The organism is Sandaracinobacter neustonicus, from assembly GCF_006385875.1.
Classification (GTDB): domain Bacteria; phylum Pseudomonadota; class Alphaproteobacteria; order Sphingomonadales; family Sphingomonadaceae; genus Sandaracinobacteroides; species Sandaracinobacteroides neustonicus.
In genome coordinates, this window is the sequence record NZ_VFSU01000030.1 from 128,107 (window position 1) to 147,540 (window position 19,434).

Sequence of the window (19,434 nt, forward strand, 5' to 3'; positions counted from 1 at the left end):
GCGGGGTGATACCCCGCCCTTGTTTTGCTCCGACTGAATTCCGGCGAGCCAGCGCTGCTGAGCATCGCCGCCTGCATCAGCGGCTGTAGAATTCCACGACCAGGTTCGGTTCCATCTTCACCGGGTAAGGCACTTCGTCCAGCGTGGGGACGCGGACGTAGGTGGCCTTGAAGCCGTCCACGGTCACATATTCGGGGGCTTCCCGCTCAGACGAGCCGATGGCCTCCAGAACCAGCGTCATTTCGCGGCCCTTGCTGCCCAGCTCGATCACGTCGCCCGGCTTCACCAGCGCGGAGGCGATGTTGCACTTGCGGCCGTTCACCAGGATGTGGCCATGGTTCACGATCTGCCGTGCAGCGAACGGGGTGGGGGCGAACTTGGCGCGATACACCACGGACGCGAGGCGGCGCTCCAGCAGGCCGATCAGGTTCTGCGAGGTATCGCCCTTCATGCGGACGGCTTCGGCATAAACCTTCTTGAACTGCTTTTCGGTGACGTCGCCGTAATAGCCCTTCAGCTTCTGCTTGGCGCGCAGCTGGATGCCGAAATCCGACATCTTGGACTTGCGGCGCTGGCCGTGCTGACCGGGGCCATATTCGCGGCGATTGATCGGGGACTTCGGACGGCCCCAGACATTCTCGCCCATACGGCGGTCGAGCTTGTACTTGGCGCTGGTGCGCTTCGACATACTATCATCCTTCGCTGGCTCCGGCGAAATTGCCGGGGCACGGCCCTCCACGGGGAAGAGCGAGTCTGGCCCCGCGCACCCCGAACAGTTCAGCCCGAACAGTTCAGGATGGGCCACCGCTTCACCAGACGTGCGGGGCCGAATGCGAAGCGGGGCCGTTAGCGGCGGATGCGCGGAACGTCAAGATGGCAGCGGCATGAGCCTGCGCCGAATCCTTGACCATCGGGGGGCATTGCGGCTAGACGCACGCCCCTGCCCGAATTTTTCAAGACACGGAAGAGGCCTGATGGCACGCGTCACCGTTGAAGACTGCATCGAGAAGGTTCCGAACCGCTTTGAGCTGGTTCTGCTGGCCGGCCAGCGCGCCCGCCAGATTTCCGGCGGCGCGGAACTGACGCTGGACCGCGACCGGGACAAAAACCCGGTGGTGGCGCTGCGCGAGATCGCCGAAGACACGGTTTCGCCCGAAGCCCTGTCTGACAAGATCGTCAACGACCTGCAGAAGGTGCGGATCGACGAGGATGATGTGGCGGATGAAGTGGGTTCGCTGGCGGCTGCGGCCGAAGCGCTGCGGCTGACGGCGGCTGCGCCACCGCGCAACCAGAATCTGGGGCCGGATTACGAATGAAGGCGGCCGCGATTAGCGCGAAGCGCTAACTCGCGGACTCGCCGAAATTCCGGACGGCACGAAAAAGGGCGGGGCCAAACCCCGCCCTTTTTGCGTGTCCGACGGCGCGGCTTTGCCGCGCTCTTTTCTTTAGCCCCTCAAGCGCCGGGCGCTCCGCATCCGCTCCGCTTGGCTTCGCGCCACTTGGCGCGGCGGCCAGTCGGCCTTGCGGCGCTACGCGCCGGGATTTCTGCCCCCCCAAAGCGGACTCGGCAGCTTTGCTGCCGGCCGCTTGCGATACACGTATCGCGCTGCTAAACCCCCACTATGCCCATCTCGCTCCGCCTCCCCGCCGACGTCGAAGATCGGCTCTCCGCGCTCGCTGCGCTCACCGGCCGCTCCAAGACCTTTTACGCGACCGAGGCCATCGTCGAGCATATCGACGACCTGGAGGACGCGCATTTGTCGAACGAAATCCTTGCCCGTATCCGTGCGGGCGCTGAAACCACCGTTCCGCTAACCGATCTGCTGGCCGAATATGGTCTGGCGGATTGAGGTTTCCGCCAGCGCCGCAAAGCAACTCTGCAAGCTCGACCCGCAAGTCGCAAGGCGCATTCTGACCTTCCTGCGCGACCGCGTTGCGCCGCTGGACGATCCCCGCAGCCTCGGCGAGGCGCTGCGAGGCAAGGAACTGGGCGATTTCTGGAAATACCGCGTGGGCGACTGGCGCATCGTCGCCGACATCGAGGATGGCGTGATGCGGATCACCGTGATCCGGCTGGGCAACCGGAGGGAGGTTTATCGGCGGTGAGAATAGTGACGTGACTGTTTAGCCCTGATTGCCGATATTCCGCTACCATGGCACGCTTGGCTTGACGAGCATGGAAAGGCGCAATGCGGATACCCATACGCAACAAGAGCGAAAGCTCCCTGACGGTGTTCGTAGAGTTGCAATGCGAACAGTTCGAAGTTCCGGTCGGCGGTGAGGCGATAGTTCGACTAGCGGACGGCCGTGCACACTCAATTGATGTTGATCGCGATTGGGTCACGATCTGGGACGAAGATGGCGACGCATCGGTTGAGGTCATCTCGAGCAGCGATAAGCGCGTCGACGACGCACTGATGCTTGCTCGTGTCTGGCTTCATAGGATGGGTGCAGGAAATGACGCGTTGCTTCTGGACAGCACAGTGGAAAGTCTAGAACCAGAGATCGGTTATTTCGCTGCACGAGATCGAGTGTTTCGGGCTTTCCATGCGGGTTTTACGGGCGATGATGCGCCATCACAGAACGATAAAACGGTCATTGCGTGTTGGCGCGCTGGAGCGACCGCCGCCCGGCTAAACGAAGAAGCTCGCAAGGCGCGAACCTTCTCCGAGTTAAGCGCGGCACCCTTCGATACTGACGCGGCTCGCACGGCTTTCAATCGGGCTTTGAGCAACGGAAGCTAGTCACCTGAGAGCAGACGCGCGCGTCGACCCTTTCGCGGGCTTGTGGAGCTGTTGTCCTGTTGGTCCCAGCTTCCGCTGGGATGACGACTATATGTTGAGGGTGCAGGGAAATCATTTCCCTGCCGGGTGCAGGGCAGAGCCCTGCCCGCCGGAGGCTCCCCAAACAAAATTCTTCTTTCCTCCCAAGCCCCTTCCTACATAGTAGCTTCCGATGCTGCGCCAGTATGAACTTGTCGAGCGGGTCAAGAGCTATGACCCTGATGCGGATGAAGATCTGCTCAACCGGGCTTATGTGTTTTCGATGAAGGCGCATGGCAGCCAGTTGCGCGCCTCCGGGGACCCTTATTTTTCCCATCCGATCGAGGTGGCGGGCATCCTGACGGACCTGCATCTGGACGACGAGACGATCGCGACCGGCATCCTGCACGACACCATCGAGGATACGGTGGCGACGCCGGAGGATATCCAGCGGCTGTTCGGGGCGAATGTCGCGCGGCTGGTGGATGGGGTGACGAAACTCTCCCGCATCGAGGCGCAGACGGACACCGAGCGCGCGGCGGAGAATCTGCGGCGGTTCCTGCTGGCGATGTCGGACGATATCCGCGTGCTGCTGGTGAAGCTGGCGGATCGTCTGCACAATATGCGGACGCTGAAGTATCTGAAAAATCCGGATAAACGCCGCCGCATCGCCCGGGAAACGATGGATATCTACGCCCCGCTGGCGGAACGCATCGGCATGTATGGCTTCATGGATGAGCTGAAGGAGCTGTCGTTCGCGGAGCTGGAGCCGGAGGCTTACCAATCCATCACCAAGCGGCTGGAATCGCTGCGCATGGGTGGCGGGGACATGGTGAAGCGCATCGAAAGCGGCGTTCGCCACACGCTGGAATCAGCGGGAATCGTGGTGGATGATGTGCGCGGGCGGGAAAAGCGCCCATGGTCCATCTTCCGCAAGATGCAGGACCGGCATGTGCCGTTCGAGCAATTGTCCGATGTGATGGCGTTCCGGGTGATCACCCGCAGCCCGGAGGATTGCTATCGCGCGCTGGGCGCGCTGCACCGGCGCTGGCCGATGGTGCCGGGGCGGTTCAAGGATTATATCTCCACGCCGAAGCGCAACGGCTATCGCTCGCTGCACACCACGCTGGTGGATCGGGCGAAGATGCGGATCGAAGTGCAGATTCGCGATGCCGACATGCATGTGGAGGCGGAGTTCGGCATGGCCGCGCACTGGGCCTATAAGCAGAAGCGCGGCGCGGGGCATGCGGATTACCCGTGGCTGTCTGACCTCTTGGAAATATTGGACAATGCGCAGAGCGCCGAGGAGGTGCTGGAAACCACCCGCATCGCCATGTTCCAGGATCAGCTGTTCTGTTTCACCCCCAAGGGCGAGCTGATCCAGCTGCCGCAGCAATCGACTCCGGTGGATTTCGCCTATGCCGTGCACACCACGCTGGGCGATACCTGCGTGGGGGCGCGGGTGAACGGCAAGGTGGTGCCGCTGCGCACGCGGCTGGCGAACGGCGATCAGGTGGAAATTCTGCGATCCTCCGCGCAGACGCCGGACCCGGCGTGGGAGCAGTTCGTGGTGACGGCGAAGGCGCGCGCGGCGGTGCGCCGCCATCAGCGCCTGCGCGAGCGCGCCGCCCAGCTGAAAACCGGCGAGGCGCTGTTCAGCGACGCCTTGAAGCGGCTGAAGGTGGAGATCGGCGCGGAGGCGTTGTCTGCCGCGCTGAAGCGGCTGAAGCTGCCGGATCAGACTGCCCTTTATGTGGCGCTGGCGCGGCAGCAGGTGTCAGACGCGCAGCTGTTGGAGGCGCTGGTTCCGGGGTCCGCCGAGAAGCGAAAAGCGCGGCGGAAAAGCCCACCGAAATCGCCCGAGGGGGCGATATTGGTGGATGGCGATTCGCACGCCGGGGGCATGGAAATGGCGCAATGCTGCATGCCGATCCCCGGAGACCGCATCGTGGGGCTGCGCGTGGCGGGCAAGGGCATCGTGGTGCACACCATCGATTGCCCGCGCCTCGCGGCGGCGGAGGATGGCGACTGGGTGGATTTGCGCTGGGCACCCGATGTTGCCTCCGGCACGGCGCGGATCGAGGTGGTGGTGATGAACGAGCCGGGCGCGCTGGCGCAGGTGACGGCGATATTGGCGCAGCAGGGGGCGAACATCGTGAACCTGCAACTGAAAGACCGTGATCGGTCGCACCACCGCTTCATCATGGATGTGGAAATCGACGATGTGAAACATCTGGCGGAGCTGGTGCAGGGCCTGCGCGCGCCCAGCCTCGTGGTGACGGCGGAGCGGCTGCTGGGCTGATTTCTGCCGGATGATCATCTTTTTGCCTGTTTTAGCGCTACCATGATGCGAATGTGGGAAGATTCGATGCGCCTGATTCCGATTGCCGTGCTGCTGGCGGCAACCCCTGCGCTGGCTGCGGAATTGCCGCAGCCGGTGCGCGATCTGGTGGAAGCTGCCGCGCAGACGGGGGACAAGGCCAAGATCGATGTCGTCGTCGCGCTGGCCAAGCAGACCAACAAGGGGGCGGAAGCCGAGATCGACAAGATTGTGGCCGACATCACCGCCGCCCGCGCCGCCGAACGCGAAAGCAAGCTGGCGGAGGCCGGTTATTTCGACAATTGGAAGGGCCGGGGGCAGTTGGGCGCGTCCCACTCCACCGGCAACAGCGAGATCAGCAGCGTGACCTTCGGGCTGAACCTGCAACGCGAGGGGCTGGCATGGCGGCACCGGTTGGACGCGGTGGTGGACGTGACGAACAACCGCAAGGGCAATGATCAGGAGCGAATCCTGACCGGCTATCAGCTGGATTATAAATTCTCGGACCGGGTCTATAGCTGGGGGCGCTTTGAATATGAGCGCAACCGCGAGGCGGGAATCAAGCGGCGCTTCGCGGAATCGGCGGGGCTGGGTTGGCGCGCAATTCAGCAAGGTCCACTGAAATGGGATCTAGAAGCCGGCCCGGCGCTGAGGCAGACTTTGTTCAAGACCTACACCGAAAACAGCTTCGCGGGCCGGGGGGCTTCGCGCTTGGCCCTGCGCCTGTCTGACGCGACGCAGTTCACCAACGACACCGCGATCTTCGTGGACGATGCCGCCACCATCAACAACACGGCGGCGCTGACATCGAAGATGTTCGGAGCGCTGGGCACGCGGATCAGCTACAATCTGGGCTGGGAGGAAGACCCGCCAGCCGGGCTGAAGCGGCTGGATACGACGACGCGGGTGACATTGGTGTATGATTTTTAGCGCGAACGTATTCGCCTCCGGCGGGCAGGGAGCCGTGCTCCCTGCACCCACATTTGTAGGGTGATCGGTTGGGTTGGGTTGGCGGGTGGTTTGATTGCCTGCGGCGCTGTTCGTTTCGCTTGTTATGGCGTTGTGGATCAGGCCCGGCGGTGACACCCCCTCTCCAACTCTCCCCCTTGCAGGGGGAGAGGGCTTCGTAGCGCCGCAGGCAATCGAATCCCATCACACGAACGACAGTGGAGTTCGCGTGCAACGCCAACTTAGAAGGTGCAGGGAAATCATTTCCCTGCCGGGTGCAGGGCAGAGCCCTGCCCGCCGGAGGCAAAACCCCCGATGGCAGCGCCCCTAGCCTTTCCGGCCCCACCCGCACGCGCCCCCTGTTCCGAGCGGAGAAAATCCGCTTAGGAGATTTCGTTCGCCAATTGCGCGATTTCCAGCAGTCTTGCGGCTGTGTGGCGTTAACAGCGTGCGGTTAAACATGGCCCGAAGGGGGCCGGTTCCGGATATTAAAGGGGATATTCATGCGTTTCATTCCTGCTGCCATTGTGTTGGCTGCGCTGGCGACGCCGGCGATGGCTCAATCGTCTTTGCCGCCTGCCGTTCGCCAGATGGTGGAGGCTGCCGCCAACACCGGCGATCAGGCCAAGATCGATGCGGTGGTCGCCATCGCCAAGGAAACCAATCCGGGTGCCGGGGCAGAGATTGACAAGATCGTCGCCGATATCGGCGCGACGAAGGCGGCCGAGCGCGAGGCGAAGCTGGCGAGCGCCGGGTTCTTCGAAGGATGGAAAGGCTCCGGCCAGCTGGGCGGATCGATCTCCACCGGCAATAGCGAGACGAAGAGCCTGACGGCCGGTTTGAACCTTGAGCGGGACGGGCTGAACTGGCGGCACCGGGCTGACCTGCTGGTGGATATTGTGGACAATGACACCGGCACCGATCAGCAACGGATTCTGGCCGGTTACCAGATCGATTATAAATTCTCCGAACGGCTCTATGCGTGGGGCCGCTTCGAATATGAGCGCAACCGCGAGGCGGGGATCAACCGGCGCTTTGCCGAATCGGCTGGTCTCGGCTGGCGCGCCATTGATGGCGAGCGGGTGAAGTGGGATCTGGAAGCCGGCCCGGCGCTCAGGCAGACGCGCTTCATCACCTATAGCGAAAACACCTTCGCCGGCCGGGGTGCGTCGCGCTTCCTGTGGAATTGGTCTGACACGACGGTGTTCACCAACGACACCGCGATCTTCTTCGCCAACTCCGCCTCCATCAACAACACCACGGCGCTGACATCGAAGCTGTTCGGCGCGGTGAGCACCCGGCTGAGCTTCAACCTTGCGTGGGAGGAAGAGCCGCCGCTGGGGCTGGAAAAGCTGGACACCACCACCCGCATCACGCTGGTGTATGATTTCTGACATCGTGACTTGAACGCTGCGCCGGGCTAAGGCCCGGCGCATGACAGACGAAGATGTGCTCGCCGAATTCCGCGCTGCGGACGCCCTGCTGGAAGGGCATTTCATTCTCTCGTCGGGCCTGCGCTCGCCCCGATACCTGCAATGCGCGCGGGTGCTGATGGACCCGGCCCGCGCGGAGCGGCTGGCGCAGGCGCTGGCGGCAAAGATTCCGGCGGAGGTGAAGGCCAGCGCGAAGGCGGTGATCGCGCCCGCGATGGGCGGGCTGATCTGCGGTTATGAACTGGCGCGCGCGCTGGGGGTGGAGTCCATGTTCGTGGAGCGCCCCACCGGCACCTTTGAACTCCGCCGCGGCTTCCGGCTGGAGCCGGGCACACCCGTGATCCTGATGGAGGATGTGGTGACGACCGGCCTTTCCAGCCGCGAGGCGATCCGGGCGGTGGAGGAAGCGGGCGGCAAGGTGATCCATGCGGCGAGCCTGGTGGATCGCTCCAACGGCACGGCCGATCTGGGCGTGCCCTTCACGCCGCTGATCCGCCTGTCTGTCCCCAGCTATCAGCCGGATGATCTGCCGCCCGAACTGGCGGCAATCCCGGCGGTGAAACCGGGAAGCCGCGCGGCGTGACGGCGCGGCTCCGCCTTGGGGTCAACATCGATCATGTCGCCACCATCCGCAACGCGCGGGGCGGCGATCATCCCAGCCCGTTGCGCGCGGCGGAACTGGCGACGGCGGCTGGCGCGGATGGCATCACCGCGCACCTGCGCGAGGACCGGCGGCACATGACGGACGCCGACATCGCCGAACTGGTGACGGGCATTGCGCTGCCGCTGAACCTTGAAATGGCCGCGACGGATGAGATGCTGGCCATCGCCCTGAAGCACCGGCCGCATGCCGCCTGTATCGTGCCGGAACGCCGGGCCGAGCGCACGACGGAGGGCGGGCTGGACGCGGCGGGGCAGCACAATCATCTGGCCCCGCTGATCCAGAAACTGTCTGCGGCGGGCATCCGCGTCTCCTTGTTCATCGCCCCCGATCCGCGCCAGATCGAGATGGCCGCGCGGCTGGGCGCGCCGGTGGTGGAACTGCACACGGGGCCTTATGCCCATGGCGAGCCGGATGCGTTGACGCGACTGACGGAGGGCGCGGCGCTGGCCGCCTCGCTGGGGCTGGAGGTGCATGCCGGGCACGGCCTGACGTTCGAGAATGTGCAGCCGGTGGCGGCGATCCCGCAACTGGCGGAACTGAACATCGGCCATTTCCTGATCGGCGAGGCGCTGTTCATCGGGCTGGAAGCCTCCATCCGGCATATGCGGCAGCTGATGGATGACGCCCGAACAGTTGAGACAGGCGCATGATGATCATCGGCCTTGGCAACGACCTGTGCAACATCGAGCGCATCCAAAGCTCGATAGACCGCTTCGGCCAGCGCTTTATCGATCGCATCTTCACCGAAACCGAACAGGCCAAGGCCAACCGCCGCCAGCTGACGCGCACGGCCACCTATGCCAAGCGCTTCGCCGCGAAAGAGGCGGCTTCGAAGGCGCTGGGCACCGGCTTTCGCGCGGGCGTGTTCTTCCGCGATATCGGCGTGGTGAACCTGCCTTCGGGCCGCCCCACGCTGCACCTGACCGGGGGCGCAGCCGCGCGCCTTGCCGCCATCATCCCGGCGGGGCATAAGGCGGATATCCATTTGACCCTGACAGACGATCATCCCTGGGCACAGGCCATCGTGCTCATAACCGCGAGTGCTGCATGAACGCTTCCACGCCAGACGTGACCAAGCCGCCGAAAGAGCCGTTCAGCTGGCGGCGCGAGATCCAGCAATGGCTCGTGCTGATCCTGATCGTGCTGGGAATCCACAGCTTCGTGGCCAAGCCCTTCTTCATTCCGTCGGAATCGATGATGGCGACGCTGCTGGTGGGGGACCGGCTGATCGTCAGCAAATATCCTTACGGCTTCTCCTATCTGTCGCCGTCGCTGCCGGTGCTGCCGCATATTCCGGGCCGTTTGTTCGGCCGCTATCCCGATCCGGGCGACATCGTGGTGATCAAAAGCCCGGCAGACGGCGCGGACTGGATCAAGCGGGTGATCGCCCTGCCCGGCGACACGGTGGAGCTGCGCGACGGCGAGCTGTTCCTGAACGGCAAGCCGGTGCCGCGCGTGCGGCAGGCCTATACCGAGCTGAAAGTCACGCCCAACACCGATTGCCCTTACATGCCGCAGTTTCGCGGAATGAACGCGGCGGGCGTGCCGGTGTGCCGCTATCCCACCTACCGTGAAACGCTGCCCAACGGCCGCACCTTCAACACGCTGGACATGGCCATGACGGAGCGCGACAATTTCGGCCCGATCACGGTGCCGGAAGGTGCGCTGTTCATGATGGGCGACAACCGCGACAACAGCATGGACAGCCGGGTGCCGCCCGAAATCGGCGGGCTGGGGCTGGTGCCTTACGAGAATATCGTGGGCCGGGCCGAGTTCACCACCTTCAGCCTTGATGGCTCGCAGACGCTGAACCCGCTGACATGGTGGGGGGCGCTGCGCGGCGACCGCGCCTTCATGAGCCTCAGGAAATAGGGCGGGTATCGGGCCGATGAGCGACTCCCCCGTCCCCGTCGGCCCCCTCAGCCGTGGCGAATATGCCGCGCGCGTTGTGATCACCATTCTGCTCGTGGTGCTGACATTGGCGCTATGGCGGATGCGCGACGTGCTGCTTATCGTGTTCGCAGGCGTGCTGGTGGGGATCATCCTGAACGCGCTGTCGCACCGGATCGGCCGGTTGACGGGGCTGGGGCACCGCATGGCGCTGGCAGTTGCCACCATTTCGCTGTTCGGGCTGCTGGCGGGGCTGTTCTATTTCTTCGGGCAGGAAATCTCCAGCCAGTTGCGCGAACTGGGGGCACGGCTGCCGCAGGCGTGGGCCGATCTGACCCGCATCGTCGCAGACAGCGGCTATCAGGATCAGGTGAACGAGCAGATCAAAAGCTCCATTCCCAGCGGCGGCACCATCATCTCCATCCTCAGCAGCCTTGTCTCGGGCATCAGCGGCAGCGTCACCGGACTGGCGCTGGCGGTGATGGGCGGCATCTATATGGCGGCGCAGCCCGGCGTGTATCAGCAGGGCGTGGTGCTGCTGGCCCCCAAAGGCCGCGCACAGGTGGCGAACCACGCGATCGGCCGGGCGGGGTTTGCGCTTCGCGCATGGCTGAAGGGGCAGTTCATCTCCATGACGTTCACGGCGGTGTTCATCACCGTGGGCCTCACGCTGATCGGCGTGCCGACGCCTGTGGCGCTGGGGCTGATCGCCGGGCTGTGCGGCTTCATCCCGATGATCGGCCCGCTGGTGGGGGCAGCCGTGGGCCTGCTGGTGGCGCTGACGGTGGATACCCACACCTTCCTGATGACGGTGCTGCTCTATCTGGTGGTGCAGCAACTGGCGGGCAGCGTGATCGAGCCGCTGATCATGCAGCGCACGGTGAAGGTGCCGCCCGCGCTGACGCTGTTCGGCCTGCTGGCGATCGGCGCACTGTTCGGCGTGGTGGGCGTGCTGCTGGGCGGGCCGATATTGGTGAGCGCCTATGTGCTGGCGCGCGAGCTGTATGTGAAAGACGCGCTTGGGCACCCTGTGACGGATTGAGCGGGGCGGTATATCCATGTATATCCGAACGCCATGAACGCAATCGTCACCAAGGTCTTCAAGTCCGGCAACAGCCTTGCCGTGCGCCTCCCGCGTGAGCTTGGGTTCGAAGCCGATGCGGTGGTTCAGATCGAACGGCGCGGGAATGAAGTTGTCATCGTCGACGCCGGCCAGCAGCAAAGCCGGTTTCAGGCGATGCTGAAGCGGTTGGCCGATATGCCGAGGCCCGCAGAGCCGGAGCAGCGCGAGCCGTTCGACTATCCCGATAGGCCCGGGCTGATCGATTGATCCTTTTCGATACGAGCGTGTGCATCCATTTGCGGGATGGCGATCCTGCAGTGCTGGCAAAGGCCGCCCAATGGCGCTCCGCTTCAATCTCCACCGTGACCCGGGTCGAGCTGGCGGCGGGTCTGCTGCACCCCGTTCATGGCCCGGTGCGGGCGCTCCGCAACGAGGCCTTGCTCACGGAAATCGTTACACTCGAACTCGGAGCACGGGAGGCTGATGTCTATTCGGCCATCATCGCCGCCACCGGCTTCTCCCGCCGCAAGCTGTTGGACCGGCTGATTGCCGCGACAGCGCTGGTGCACGGGCTGCCGCTGGCGACGATGAACCCGGTGGATTTCGCGGATGTGCCGGGGCTGGAGGTGCTGGATTGGGGATAGCGCGGCGCGGTGATCAGTTCGAGGGGGCGGGTTCCACGGCCTTCCAGCCGCCATTGCGCCAGCGATAGGCGAGCGGCGATATCGGCCGGGGGCTTTCACTGTAGAGTTTGGCGAGAATATCCGTCAGTTCCTTGCCTCCCGCGTCGGCATCCAGACCCACCAGCAACAGGCCCGCGCCGGGAACGGCGATGAACATGCGGCCCTTGGTGTCGGCATCCAGTTTCGCCCATGCGTCTGATCGCAGGATCAGGCTTTCCACATACTCCGCCTCGATCCCGACCAGTGCGCCGTCCTTCAGTTCATGGCTTCCGGGCACTTCGGGAAGCGCCGCCAGCACCTGCGCGCGCGCCAGCCGCAGTGCCTCGTCGTCGCCAACGCCCAGCTTTTGCAGGTCACTGCTGTTCACCGTTCTGGCCGTGGTGGGGAAATCGGCCATCAGCACCACCCCAAGACCAGCAGACAGCGGGCGTTGAAGCGGGGCGGGATTGTTCGCCGTGCCCATGCGCGCGATTTCCGCCAGATAATCCGCCCCGCGCACGACGAGGCGCAGATTGTCTCGTGTGACGATCTGCGGGACCATCGCTTCGCGCGCAGCCTGCACGAACTTCTGCTTCTGCTCTGCACAGTCTGTGGCGGCGGCGGTCTGGCAGAATTCGAGAACGCGGTCGAAATTGAACGTCAGGACGTTGCCGTCCCGCAGGGTCGCGGTGGCTGAAAGCGCATCTGCCTGTTCGATCCCTGCATCCGGATAGGCTTCGCGAAGCCGCTTCAGCATCTCCTGCCCGAACGGGCCAGCCTCCACCGCAGGCGTGCAAGCAGCCGACGTCGCCGCGAACAATCCCGCCAGCGCAAGCAGCAGGACAGGCCGCGTCATGCTTATTCGTCACCCATTCTGAGCGCCGCAATAAACGCCTCCTGCGGAATATCGACGCTGCCATATTGGCGCATCCGCTTCTTGCCCTCTTTCTGCTTCTCCAGCAGCTTCTTCTTGCGGCTGATGTCGCCGCCATAGCATTTCGCCGTCACGTCCTTGCGCATCGCGGCGATGGTTTCGCGCGCGATCACCTTGGCGCCAATCGCCGCCTGAATCGGGATCTTGAACAGGTGGCGCGGGATCAAATCCTTCAGCCGCTCGCACATGTGCCGCCCGCGCGCTTCGGCGGCGTCGCGGTGGACGATCATGCTCAGCGCATCCACCTGCTCGCCGTTCACAAGGATGGACATCTTCACCAGATCGCCCTCGCGATAGCCCGTCTGGTGATAATCGAAGCTGGCATAGCCGCGGCTGATGCTCTTCAGCCGGTCATAGAAATCGAACACCACTTCGTTCAGTGGCAGTTCGTAGGTCAGTTGCGCCCGTCCACCGACATAGGTGAGGTTCTTCTGAATGCCGCGCCGGTCCTGACACAGTTTCAGGATCGCGCCCAAATGCTCGTCGGGCACATAGATCACCGCTTCGATCCACGGCTCTTCCATATGATCGATCTTCACCGGATCGGGCATGTCGGCCGGGTTGTGCAGCTCGATCTCGGTGCCGTCCGTCAGGAACACCTTGTAGACAACGGATGGGGCCGTGGTGATCAGGTCCAGATCATATTCGCGGCTCAACCGCTCCTGAATGATCTCCAGATGCAGCAGGCCGAGGAAGCCGCAGCGGAAGCCGAAGCCCAGCGCCGCGCTGGTTTCCATTTCGAAGCTGAAGCTCGCATCGTTCAGCCGCAGCTTGTAGATGCTGTCGCGCAGCTTCTCGAAATCGGCGGCGTCCGTGGGGAACAGGCCGCAGAATACCACCGGCTGCACTTCCTTGAAGCCGGGCAGCGCTTGCGCCGCAGGGCGCTTCACATCGGTGATGGTGTCCCCCACGCGGGCCTGTGCGATTTCCTTGATCTGCGCGGTGATAAAGCCGATCTCGCCGGGGCTGAGTTGCGGCAGCTGCTCGATCTTCGGGCGGAACGCGCCGACACGATCCACCAGATGCTCGGTGCCGCCGGCCATGAACTTCACATTCTGGCCCTTGCGGATCACCCCGTCGATCACCCGCACAAGGATCACCACGCCCAGATACGGGTCATACCAGCTATCGACCAGCATCGCCTTCAGCGGCGCATTGGCATCGCCTTTTGGCGGTGGAATCTTGGTGACGATGGCTTCCAGCACATCGCCGATGCCAAGCCCGGACTTGGCGCTGGCCAGCACGGCCTCCGAAGCGTCCAGCCCGATGATCTCCTCGATCTCGGCCTTCACCTTTTCCGGCTCGGCGCTGGGCAGATCCACCTTGTTGATGACGGGCACGATCTCATGGTCATGCTCGATCGACTGGTAGACGTTGGCGAGCGTCTGCGCCTCCACCCCTTGCGCCGCATCCACCACCAGCAGCGCGCCTTCGCAGGCGGCGAGGCTGCGGCTGACTTCATAGGCGAAGTCCACATGGCCCGGCGTGTCCATCAAGTTCAGGATGTAGCTTTTGCCGTCCTTCGCCTTGTAATCCAGCCGCACCGTCTGCGCCTTGATGGTGATGCCGCGCTCTTTCTCGATATCCATATTGTCGAGAACCTGCGCCGACATCTCCCGATCAGACAGGCCGCCGGTGGCCTGAATCAGCCGGTCCGCCAGCGTGGACTTGCCATGGTCGATATGGGCGATGATCGAAAAGTTGCGGATTCGCGAAAGATCGGTGGGGGGAACGGATGCCATCCCGCGCCCTTAGCCTGTGACGCGCAAATGGCAAAGCGCGCGGCCGGTTGATCCGGTTTCCGCCGATTTCCCGCATTACCTGTAGCAGGGTGTGGAGGGCACACCCAGCGCAACCGGGGATAAGCATTATGAACAGCAAGATTCTAAGCGTGACTGCCGTGCTTCTGATGGCGGCACCAGCCGTCGCGGCGCCGGTGGACCTGTCGGACTGGACTCAGGAAGGCTCCGGCAACTGGGTGCTGGGCAGCGGCAACAACAGCGTGGAGCAGACCCAGAACGTGAATCCCGGTGTGTTCTATGCGCCGGGCAATGCGCAGGGCCGCAAGCTTTCGGGAAGCATCAAGGTGAACACCGGCGGCGATGACGATTATATCGGCTTCGTGCTGGGCTATAATGCCGGGGAGATCAACGCGGCACCCGGCGCTGCCGACTTCCTGCTGATCGACTGGAAGCAATATGATCAGGGCGGCTATTTCGGCGGCGTGGCGAAGGCCGGTCTTGCCATTTCGCACGTAACGACCGGGCTGACGGACGATGCCGGCGCATGGCTGCACAATCCTGCCTTCGGCGTTACCGAACTGGCGCGTGGTGCCACGCTGGGTTCGACGGGGTGGGAGGATTTCGTCGAATACACGTTCGACATCGAGTTCACCGCCTCCAGCGTAAAGGTGTTCGTGAATGGCGCGCTGGAACTGGATGTGATGGGCAGCTTCAGCGACGGCGCGTTCGGCTTCTACAATTATTCGCAGGCCAATGTGATCTACGCCGGGATCGAGGAAACCATTCTTCCGCCCGTGCAGCCGCCTGTCGTGGGCGGCGTGCCGGAACCGGCCACATGGGCGATGCTGATCGCCGGGTTCGGACTGGTGGGCAGCGTGGCCCGCCGGCGCAGGGCTGTCCCCACCGCCGCAGCCTGATTTCCCGGCGGGGTTCGGGCGCGGAGCGGCTGATCGGGTTGTCGCTCTGCGCCCGGGCTTCGGGTTTTTGGTGTTTGGGGGGCGGGGTTGTGGTGGATCAGGCCAATCGGTGACACCCCCTCTCCAACTCTCCCCCTTACAGGGGGAGAGAGCTTCGTAGCGCCGCAGGCAATCGAATCTGATCAAGTCCACGACGCTGGAGTTTGGGCACAGCGCTAATGTTGAGGGTGCAGGGAAATCATTTCCCTGCCGGGTGCAGGGCAGAGCCCTGCCCGCCGGAGGCGAAAAGCGCTTTGGCCCCTCAGTGCACCTGCAGTGCCACGGCGGTGGCTTCGCCGCCGCCGATGCAGAGGCTGGCGATGCCCCGGCCGCCGCCGCGTTTTTGCAGGGCGTGGATGAGGGTGACGAGGATGCGGGCGCCGGAGGCTCCGATGGGGTGGCCGAGGGCCGTTGCGCCGCCGTTGATGTTCACCTTGGCGTGGGGGAGGCCCAGTTCCTGCATGGCGACCATGGCGACGACGGCGAAGGCCTCGTTCACTTCGAACAGGTCTGTGCTGTCGGCGCTCCAGTTCAGGCGCTCCAGCAGTTTACCGATGGCCGGGACGGGGGCGGTGGTGAACAGGGCGGGTTTCTGGGCGTGCACGCTGTGGCCCATGATGGTGGCGAGAGGGGCGAGGCCGCGGGCTTCAGCCGTTTCGCGGCGCATCAGGATAAGGGCGGCGGCGCCATCTGAGATGGAGCTGGCGTTGGCGGCGGTGACGGTGCCGTCGGGCGCGAAGGCGGGTTTCAGGTTGGGGATTTTTTCCGGGCGGGCCTTGCCGGGCTGTTCGTCGATCAGAATGTCTCCGGTCTTGGTGGGGACGGCGGTGATTTCGGCGGCGAAGCTGCCGTCAGCGATGGCGCGCTGGCTGCGGGCGAGCGATTCCAGCGCATAGGCATCCTGCGCTTCGCGGGTGAGCTGGTAGGCGCGGGCGGTTTCCTCGGCGAAGGTGCCCATGGCGCGGCCGGGTTCATAGGCGTCTTCAAGGCCATCGAGGAACATATGATCCATCACCCGGCCATGGCCCATGCGATAGCCGGAGCGGGCCTTGGGCAGCAGATAGGGGGCGTTCGTCATGCTTTCCATGCCGCCGGCGGCGATGATGGCGGCGCTTCCGGCCTTCAGCGCGTCGTGCGCGTCCATCACGGCCTTCATGCCGGAACCGCACATCTTGTTCAGGGTGACGCAGGCGGCGGAGAGGTCCAGACCCGCCTTCAGCGCGGCCTGACGGGCGGGGGCTTGCCCCAGCCCGGCCGGGAGCACGCAGCCCATCACCACCTGTTCGACATCGGTCGCAGACAGCGCGGAATCGGCGACGGCGGCCTTCAGCGCGGCGGCCCCCAGTTCCGGGGCGGTGACGTCGCGGAAATCGCCCTGAAAACCGCCCATGGCGGTGCGGCGGGCGGCGGTGATCACGATATCGGTGGGGGATGTCATTTCAGGAACCTCCGGGTGGGATCGATGGAGAGATGGCGCAGCGAGTGGCTGCCGCCGGGATTGGCCGTGAAGCCGGTGAGACGGGGGGAGACGAGCGACCAGCCCATGGGCTGCACCAGCCCGATGGCCGCGCCATTTTCCGCCCACAGCCGCTCGGCTTCGCGCAGCGCGGTGAGGCGCTCGCCGCGCGTGGGGGCTTTCCAGCTTTCGGCGTAGAGCTTGTCTGCCTCTGGCAGGCAAACGCCCTGATTGTTGCGGCGGCAGAGGTTGGGCCAGAGGAAAGGCAGGGGGCTGTCTACGGGGGTGTCGCGGCGGGTGAGGGCCAGCTGGAAGCTTCCGGTCGCGATGGCGCGGCGCTGCGAATCCGCGTCGCGCCGTTCCAGCGTGAGATCGACACCCACCTGCGCGAGATCGGCTGCGACCAGTTCCATCAGCCGGGTTTCGCCGGGGGATTGCCGGATGCTGACGGCGAGTTTCAGCCGGTTGGTGACGGGATCGAAACCGGCTTCGGTCAGCAGCTTGCGGGCTTCTTCCTGTCGCCCGACGAAGGGCTGCGCTGTCCAGCCCGGTTCGGGCGGGGCATATCCTGCGATGTTCGAGGGCGAGAGGGCGGGCACGCCGGTTGCGCTGCGGCTGCCGAAAAAGGCTTCGCCCAGCGCGTTGCGATCGATCGCCAGCGCCAGCGCGCGACGGACGCGCGGATCTGACAGGGGTTCCTGTCGTTGGTTCAGCAGCAGCAGCAGCGCGGCCCGGGGCTGTTCCAGTTGCAGCGTGCCGCGCGGTGCGGTGGCGCGGGCCGCGCCGAAACCGTCCAGCCCGCCGCCCAGCACAAGGTCCGTCTCGCCCCGGTTGAAGCGCTGGATGGCGGCCTCGGCCTCTGTGCTGTGCACGCTGGCGGATTCGAGGGCGACGCGGTCTGCCGCGAAATAGCGGGGGTTGGCACGCAGGGCGACGGCACCCTTTTCCGTGCCTGTGGCTGGGGCACCGGCGAGGAAGGCGCCCGCGGTTTCGCGGCTGCGGCGGGCGCGGATGGCGAGCGGGGGGGTGGCCAGCAGCTCCAGCAGTTCGGGCTGCGGGGTGGAAAGGCGCAGCTCGATCACATTGTCCAGCGGGGCGTTCACATCCGTCACGCCTGCCAGCAGGTCGCGGGTGAGCGCGCCGGCATTGCCCCGGCGGGCGCGTTGCAGCGAGTCGACCACATCGGCGGCGCTCACCTTCGCGCCGCCCACGAACTGCGCATCGCGCAGGCGGAAAACGATGGAGAGCCCATCATCGGAAACGCGCCAGCTCTGGGCGAGGCCGGGGATCACCAGCCCTGCGGAATCGCGCGAGGTCAGCCCGGCGTTCACCGCATCCGCCACGATGGCGCGGGCGGCGCGATCGCCCACGGCGTCCACCGCAAGCGGAACGTCTGCCGCGTCCGGGCCGCGACAGGCAGGCAGCAGCGCAAGAGACAGCAGCGCGGGCAGCAGCATTTGGCGGGCGAGAACCATGGGCCAAGGCCAATCGGCCGATATGGCGCAGCTTTCAAGCCGGATGATTTTGATATGCGCCCGGGGCGCTGGAAAGCCGGAGGAAGCGTGGTAGGAAGGAGGCATGCTGCGCGTTTCCAACGACATTGCCGGCCTTGTCGGCTCCACCCCCCTTGTCCGGCTGAAAGGCCCGTCTGACCGGACCGGTTGCGACATCTTTGGCAAGTGCGAGTTTCTCAACCCCGGCGGTTCGGTGAAGGATCGCGCGGCGCTGTGGATCATCCGCGATGCGGAAGGATCCGGCGCGCTGAAGCCGGGTGGGACCATCGTGGAAGGCACGGCGGGCAACACCGGCATCGGGCTTGCGGTGATCGGCGGATCGCTGGGCTATAAAACCGTGATCGTGATGCCGGAAACGCAGAGCCAGGAAAAGAAGGACGCGTTGCGCGCACTGGGGGCCGAACTGGTGCTGGTGCCCGCCACCAGCTATGCCAACCCCGGCCATTATGTGCACACATCCCGGCGGCTGGCGGAGGAAACGCCGGGCGCGGTGTGGGCCAACCAGTTCGACAATATCGCAAACCGGCTGGCGCATATCAAATCCACCGCGCCGGAAATCTGGGCCGCGCTGGAAGGCAAGGTGGATGGTTTCATCTGCGCGGCGGGCACCGGCGGCACCGTGGCGGGCGTGGGGCTGGGGCTGAAGGAATATGATCCCGCCATCACCGTGGGGCTGGCCGATCCGGATGGCGCGGCGCTGTTCAGCTGGTTCACCAGTGGCGAGTTGAAGGCGGAGGGCAACAGCGTGGCCGAGGGCATCGGCCAGAGCCGCATCACCGCCAATCTGGACGGCGCGCCGATTGACGTGGCGTTTCGCGTGTCTGATCTGGAGGCGCTGCCCATCTTGTATGAGCTGATGGAGAAGGACGGGCTGCATCTGGGGCTGTCCAGCGCGATCAACGTGGCGGGCGCGGAGAAGCTGGCGCGGCAGCTGGGGCCGGGCAAGCGCATCGTCACCATCCTGTGCGACAATGGCAGCCGTTATCTTTCCACCATCTGGAACCCGGAGTGGCTTGCGGCAAAGGGGCTGCCGTTGCCGGGGTGGCGGGAAATCTGACAAGGCTGTTCATGTCGCACCTCGACATTTCGG

At 64.7% G+C, this 19,434-nt stretch carries 21 protein-coding genes; 16 read left to right on the plus strand and 5 right to left on the minus strand.

Annotation, left to right across the window (positions count from 1 at the left end):
- Window positions 1-76: 76 nt before the first annotated feature.
- On the minus strand, window positions 77-688 hold the full coding sequence (gene rpsD, locus FJQ54_RS13635; protein ID WP_140928965.1) for a 30S ribosomal protein S4: 612 nt from the start codon (window positions 686-688) through the stop codon (window positions 77-79).
- 286 nt (window positions 689-974) lie between these two features.
- On the opposite strand from rpsD, the gene rpoZ reads away from it, so the two are divergent.
- The 14 genes from rpoZ to FJQ54_RS13705 all read left to right on the plus strand — a co-directional run bounded on the left by rpoZ (window position 975) and on the right by FJQ54_RS13705 (window position 11,724).
- Window positions 975-1,316 carry a DNA-directed RNA polymerase subunit omega gene (rpoZ, locus tag FJQ54_RS13640; RefSeq protein ID WP_140928966.1) on the plus strand — a complete coding sequence of 114 codons (342 nt, stop codon included), beginning with the start codon at window positions 975-977 and terminating at the stop codon, window positions 1,314-1,316.
- Window positions 1,317-1,622: 306 nt separating this feature from the next.
- The gene (relB, locus tag FJQ54_RS13645) at window positions 1,623-1,850 is read left to right on the plus strand and encodes a type II toxin-antitoxin system RelB family antitoxin (protein WP_140928967.1); all 228 of its coding nucleotides are present in this window, start codon (window positions 1,623-1,625) and stop codon (window positions 1,848-1,850) included.
- The gene (locus tag FJQ54_RS13650) at window positions 1,834-2,106 is read left to right on the plus strand and encodes a type II toxin-antitoxin system RelE family toxin (protein ID WP_140928968.1); all 273 of its coding nucleotides are present in this window, start codon (window positions 1,834-1,836) and stop codon (window positions 2,104-2,106) included. The genes relB and FJQ54_RS13650 overlap by 17 nt, the downstream gene beginning before the upstream one ends.
- Before the next feature lie 83 nt (window positions 2,107-2,189).
- Complete coding sequence (locus tag FJQ54_RS13655; RefSeq protein WP_140928969.1) at window positions 2,190-2,744, plus strand: hypothetical protein; 555 nt, start codon at window positions 2,190-2,192, stop codon at window positions 2,742-2,744.
- Between the two features lie 211 nt (window positions 2,745-2,955).
- The gene (locus FJQ54_RS13660) at window positions 2,956-5,064 is read left to right on the plus strand and encodes a RelA/SpoT family protein (protein ID WP_140928970.1); all 2,109 of its coding nucleotides are present in this window, start codon (window positions 2,956-2,958) and stop codon (window positions 5,062-5,064) included.
- A 66-nt stretch (window positions 5,065-5,130) separates the two neighbouring features.
- Window positions 5,131-6,012 (plus strand): DUF481 domain-containing protein, encoded by an 882-nt coding sequence (locus FJQ54_RS13665; RefSeq protein ID WP_181160171.1) that lies wholly within the window; start codon window positions 5,131-5,133, stop codon window positions 6,010-6,012.
- 521 nt (window positions 6,013-6,533) lie between these two features.
- The gene (locus FJQ54_RS13670; RefSeq protein ID WP_140928972.1) at window positions 6,534-7,424 is read left to right on the plus strand and encodes a DUF481 domain-containing protein; all 891 of its coding nucleotides are present in this window, start codon (window positions 6,534-6,536) and stop codon (window positions 7,422-7,424) included.
- A gap of 40 nt (window positions 7,425-7,464) precedes the next feature.
- The gene (gene pyrE / locus FJQ54_RS13675) at window positions 7,465-8,046 is read left to right on the plus strand and encodes an orotate phosphoribosyltransferase (protein WP_140928973.1); all 582 of its coding nucleotides are present in this window, start codon (window positions 7,465-7,467) and stop codon (window positions 8,044-8,046) included.
- Window positions 8,043-8,777: a pyridoxine 5'-phosphate synthase gene (locus FJQ54_RS13680; protein ID WP_140928974.1), complete on the plus strand. Its 735-nt coding sequence runs from the start codon at window positions 8,043-8,045 to the stop codon at window positions 8,775-8,777. The genes pyrE and FJQ54_RS13680 overlap by 4 nt, the downstream gene beginning before the upstream one ends.
- Window positions 8,777-9,178, plus strand: a complete 402-nt coding sequence (acpS, locus tag FJQ54_RS13685) for a holo-ACP synthase (protein WP_140929038.1) — start codon at window positions 8,777-8,779, stop codon at window positions 9,176-9,178. Before FJQ54_RS13680 ends, acpS begins: the two co-directional genes overlap by 1 nt.
- The gene (gene lepB, locus FJQ54_RS13690) at window positions 9,175-9,999 is read left to right on the plus strand and encodes a signal peptidase I (RefSeq protein WP_140928975.1); all 825 of its coding nucleotides are present in this window, start codon (window positions 9,175-9,177) and stop codon (window positions 9,997-9,999) included. The genes acpS and lepB overlap by 4 nt, the downstream gene beginning before the upstream one ends.
- A gap of 16 nt (window positions 10,000-10,015) precedes the next feature.
- Window positions 10,016-11,059 carry an AI-2E family transporter gene (locus FJQ54_RS13695; protein WP_140928976.1) on the plus strand — a complete coding sequence of 348 codons (1,044 nt, stop codon included), beginning with the start codon at window positions 10,016-10,018 and terminating at the stop codon, window positions 11,057-11,059.
- Window positions 11,060-11,092: 33 nt separating this feature from the next.
- The gene (locus tag FJQ54_RS13700) at window positions 11,093-11,347 is read left to right on the plus strand and encodes an antitoxin (RefSeq protein WP_140928977.1); all 255 of its coding nucleotides are present in this window, start codon (window positions 11,093-11,095) and stop codon (window positions 11,345-11,347) included.
- Window positions 11,344-11,724, plus strand: a complete 381-nt coding sequence (locus tag FJQ54_RS13705) for a PIN domain-containing protein (protein WP_140928978.1) — start codon at window positions 11,344-11,346, stop codon at window positions 11,722-11,724. The genes FJQ54_RS13700 and FJQ54_RS13705 overlap by 4 nt, the downstream gene beginning before the upstream one ends.
- A 13-nt stretch (window positions 11,725-11,737) precedes the next feature.
- Here the strand turns inward: FJQ54_RS13705 and FJQ54_RS13710 are convergent, their stop codons facing one another.
- Both FJQ54_RS13710 and lepA read right to left on the minus strand, forming a co-directional pair.
- A complete protein-coding gene (locus tag FJQ54_RS13710) occupies window positions 11,738-12,598 on the minus strand; it encodes a hypothetical protein (protein ID WP_140928979.1) in 861 nt (286 codons plus the stop codon).
- Between the two features lie 2 nt (window positions 12,599-12,600).
- On the minus strand, window positions 12,601-14,418 hold the full coding sequence (gene lepA / locus FJQ54_RS13715) for a translation elongation factor 4 (RefSeq protein ID WP_140928980.1): 1,818 nt from the start codon (window positions 14,416-14,418) through the stop codon (window positions 12,601-12,603).
- A gap of 128 nt (window positions 14,419-14,546) precedes the next feature.
- Here lepA and FJQ54_RS13720 point away from each other — a divergent pair, with 128 nt between their 5' ends.
- Window positions 14,547-15,335 carry a PEPxxWA-CTERM sorting domain-containing protein gene (locus FJQ54_RS13720; RefSeq protein ID WP_140928981.1) on the plus strand — a complete coding sequence of 263 codons (789 nt, stop codon included), beginning with the start codon at window positions 14,547-14,549 and terminating at the stop codon, window positions 15,333-15,335.
- Between the two features lie 301 nt (window positions 15,336-15,636).
- Here the strand turns inward: FJQ54_RS13720 and FJQ54_RS13725 are convergent, their stop codons facing one another.
- Together FJQ54_RS13725 and FJQ54_RS13730 are read right to left on the minus strand one after the other, a co-directional pair.
- Window positions 15,637-16,812: an acetyl-CoA C-acyltransferase gene (locus FJQ54_RS13725; RefSeq protein WP_140928982.1), complete on the minus strand. Its 1,176-nt coding sequence runs from the start codon at window positions 16,810-16,812 to the stop codon at window positions 15,637-15,639.
- Window positions 16,809-18,305 (minus strand): ABC transporter substrate-binding protein, encoded by a 1,497-nt coding sequence (locus tag FJQ54_RS13730; RefSeq protein WP_181160172.1) that lies wholly within the window; start codon window positions 18,303-18,305, stop codon window positions 16,809-16,811. The genes FJQ54_RS13725 and FJQ54_RS13730 overlap by 4 nt, the downstream gene beginning before the upstream one ends.
- A 103-nt stretch (window positions 18,306-18,408) precedes the next feature.
- Here FJQ54_RS13730 and FJQ54_RS13735 point away from each other — a divergent pair, with 103 nt between their 5' ends.
- Window positions 18,409-19,401 carry a cysteine synthase A gene (locus tag FJQ54_RS13735; protein WP_140928984.1) on the plus strand — a complete coding sequence of 331 codons (993 nt, stop codon included), beginning with the start codon at window positions 18,409-18,411 and terminating at the stop codon, window positions 19,399-19,401.
- Window positions 19,402-19,434 lie beyond the last annotated feature (33 nt).

Bases quoted from the DNA above. Each gene is read 5' to 3' on its own strand.
- rpsD (WP_140928965.1), bottom strand. From the start codon at position 688: ATGTCGAAGCGCACCAGCGCCAAGTACAAGCTCGACCGCCGTATGGGC.
- rpoZ (WP_140928966.1), top strand. From the start codon at position 975: ATGGCACGCGTCACCGTTGAAGACTGCATCGAGAAGGTTCCGAACCGC.
- relB (WP_140928967.1), top strand. From the start codon at position 1,623: ATGCCCATCTCGCTCCGCCTCCCCGCCGACGTCGAAGATCGGCTCTCC.
- FJQ54_RS13650 (WP_140928968.1), top strand. From the start codon at position 1,834: ATGGTCTGGCGGATTGAGGTTTCCGCCAGCGCCGCAAAGCAACTCTGC.
- FJQ54_RS13655 (WP_140928969.1), top strand. From the start codon at position 2,190: ATGCGGATACCCATACGCAACAAGAGCGAAAGCTCCCTGACGGTGTTC.
- FJQ54_RS13660 (WP_140928970.1), top strand. From the start codon at position 2,956: ATGCTGCGCCAGTATGAACTTGTCGAGCGGGTCAAGAGCTATGACCCT.
- FJQ54_RS13665 (WP_181160171.1), top strand. From the start codon at position 5,131: ATGCGCCTGATTCCGATTGCCGTGCTGCTGGCGGCAACCCCTGCGCTG.
- FJQ54_RS13670 (WP_140928972.1), top strand. From the start codon at position 6,534: ATGCGTTTCATTCCTGCTGCCATTGTGTTGGCTGCGCTGGCGACGCCG.
- pyrE (WP_140928973.1), top strand. From the start codon at position 7,465: ATGACAGACGAAGATGTGCTCGCCGAATTCCGCGCTGCGGACGCCCTG.
- acpS (WP_140929038.1), top strand. From the start codon at position 8,777: ATGATCATCGGCCTTGGCAACGACCTGTGCAACATCGAGCGCATCCAA.
- lepB (WP_140928975.1), top strand. From the start codon at position 9,175: ATGAACGCTTCCACGCCAGACGTGACCAAGCCGCCGAAAGAGCCGTTC.
- FJQ54_RS13695 (WP_140928976.1), top strand. From the start codon at position 10,016: ATGAGCGACTCCCCCGTCCCCGTCGGCCCCCTCAGCCGTGGCGAATAT.
- FJQ54_RS13700 (WP_140928977.1), top strand. From the start codon at position 11,093: ATGAACGCAATCGTCACCAAGGTCTTCAAGTCCGGCAACAGCCTTGCC.
- FJQ54_RS13710 (WP_140928979.1), bottom strand. From the start codon at position 12,598: ATGACGCGGCCTGTCCTGCTGCTTGCGCTGGCGGGATTGTTCGCGGCG.
- lepA (WP_140928980.1), bottom strand. From the start codon at position 14,418: ATGGCATCCGTTCCCCCCACCGATCTTTCGCGAATCCGCAACTTTTCG.
- FJQ54_RS13720 (WP_140928981.1), top strand. From the start codon at position 14,547: ATGAACAGCAAGATTCTAAGCGTGACTGCCGTGCTTCTGATGGCGGCA.
- FJQ54_RS13725 (WP_140928982.1), bottom strand. From the start codon at position 16,812: ATGACATCCCCCACCGATATCGTGATCACCGCCGCCCGCCGCACCGCC.
- FJQ54_RS13730 (WP_181160172.1), bottom strand. From the start codon at position 18,305: ATGGTTCTCGCCCGCCAAATGCTGCTGCCCGCGCTGCTGTCTCTTGCG.
- FJQ54_RS13735 (WP_140928984.1), top strand. From the start codon at position 18,409: ATGCTGCGCGTTTCCAACGACATTGCCGGCCTTGTCGGCTCCACCCCC.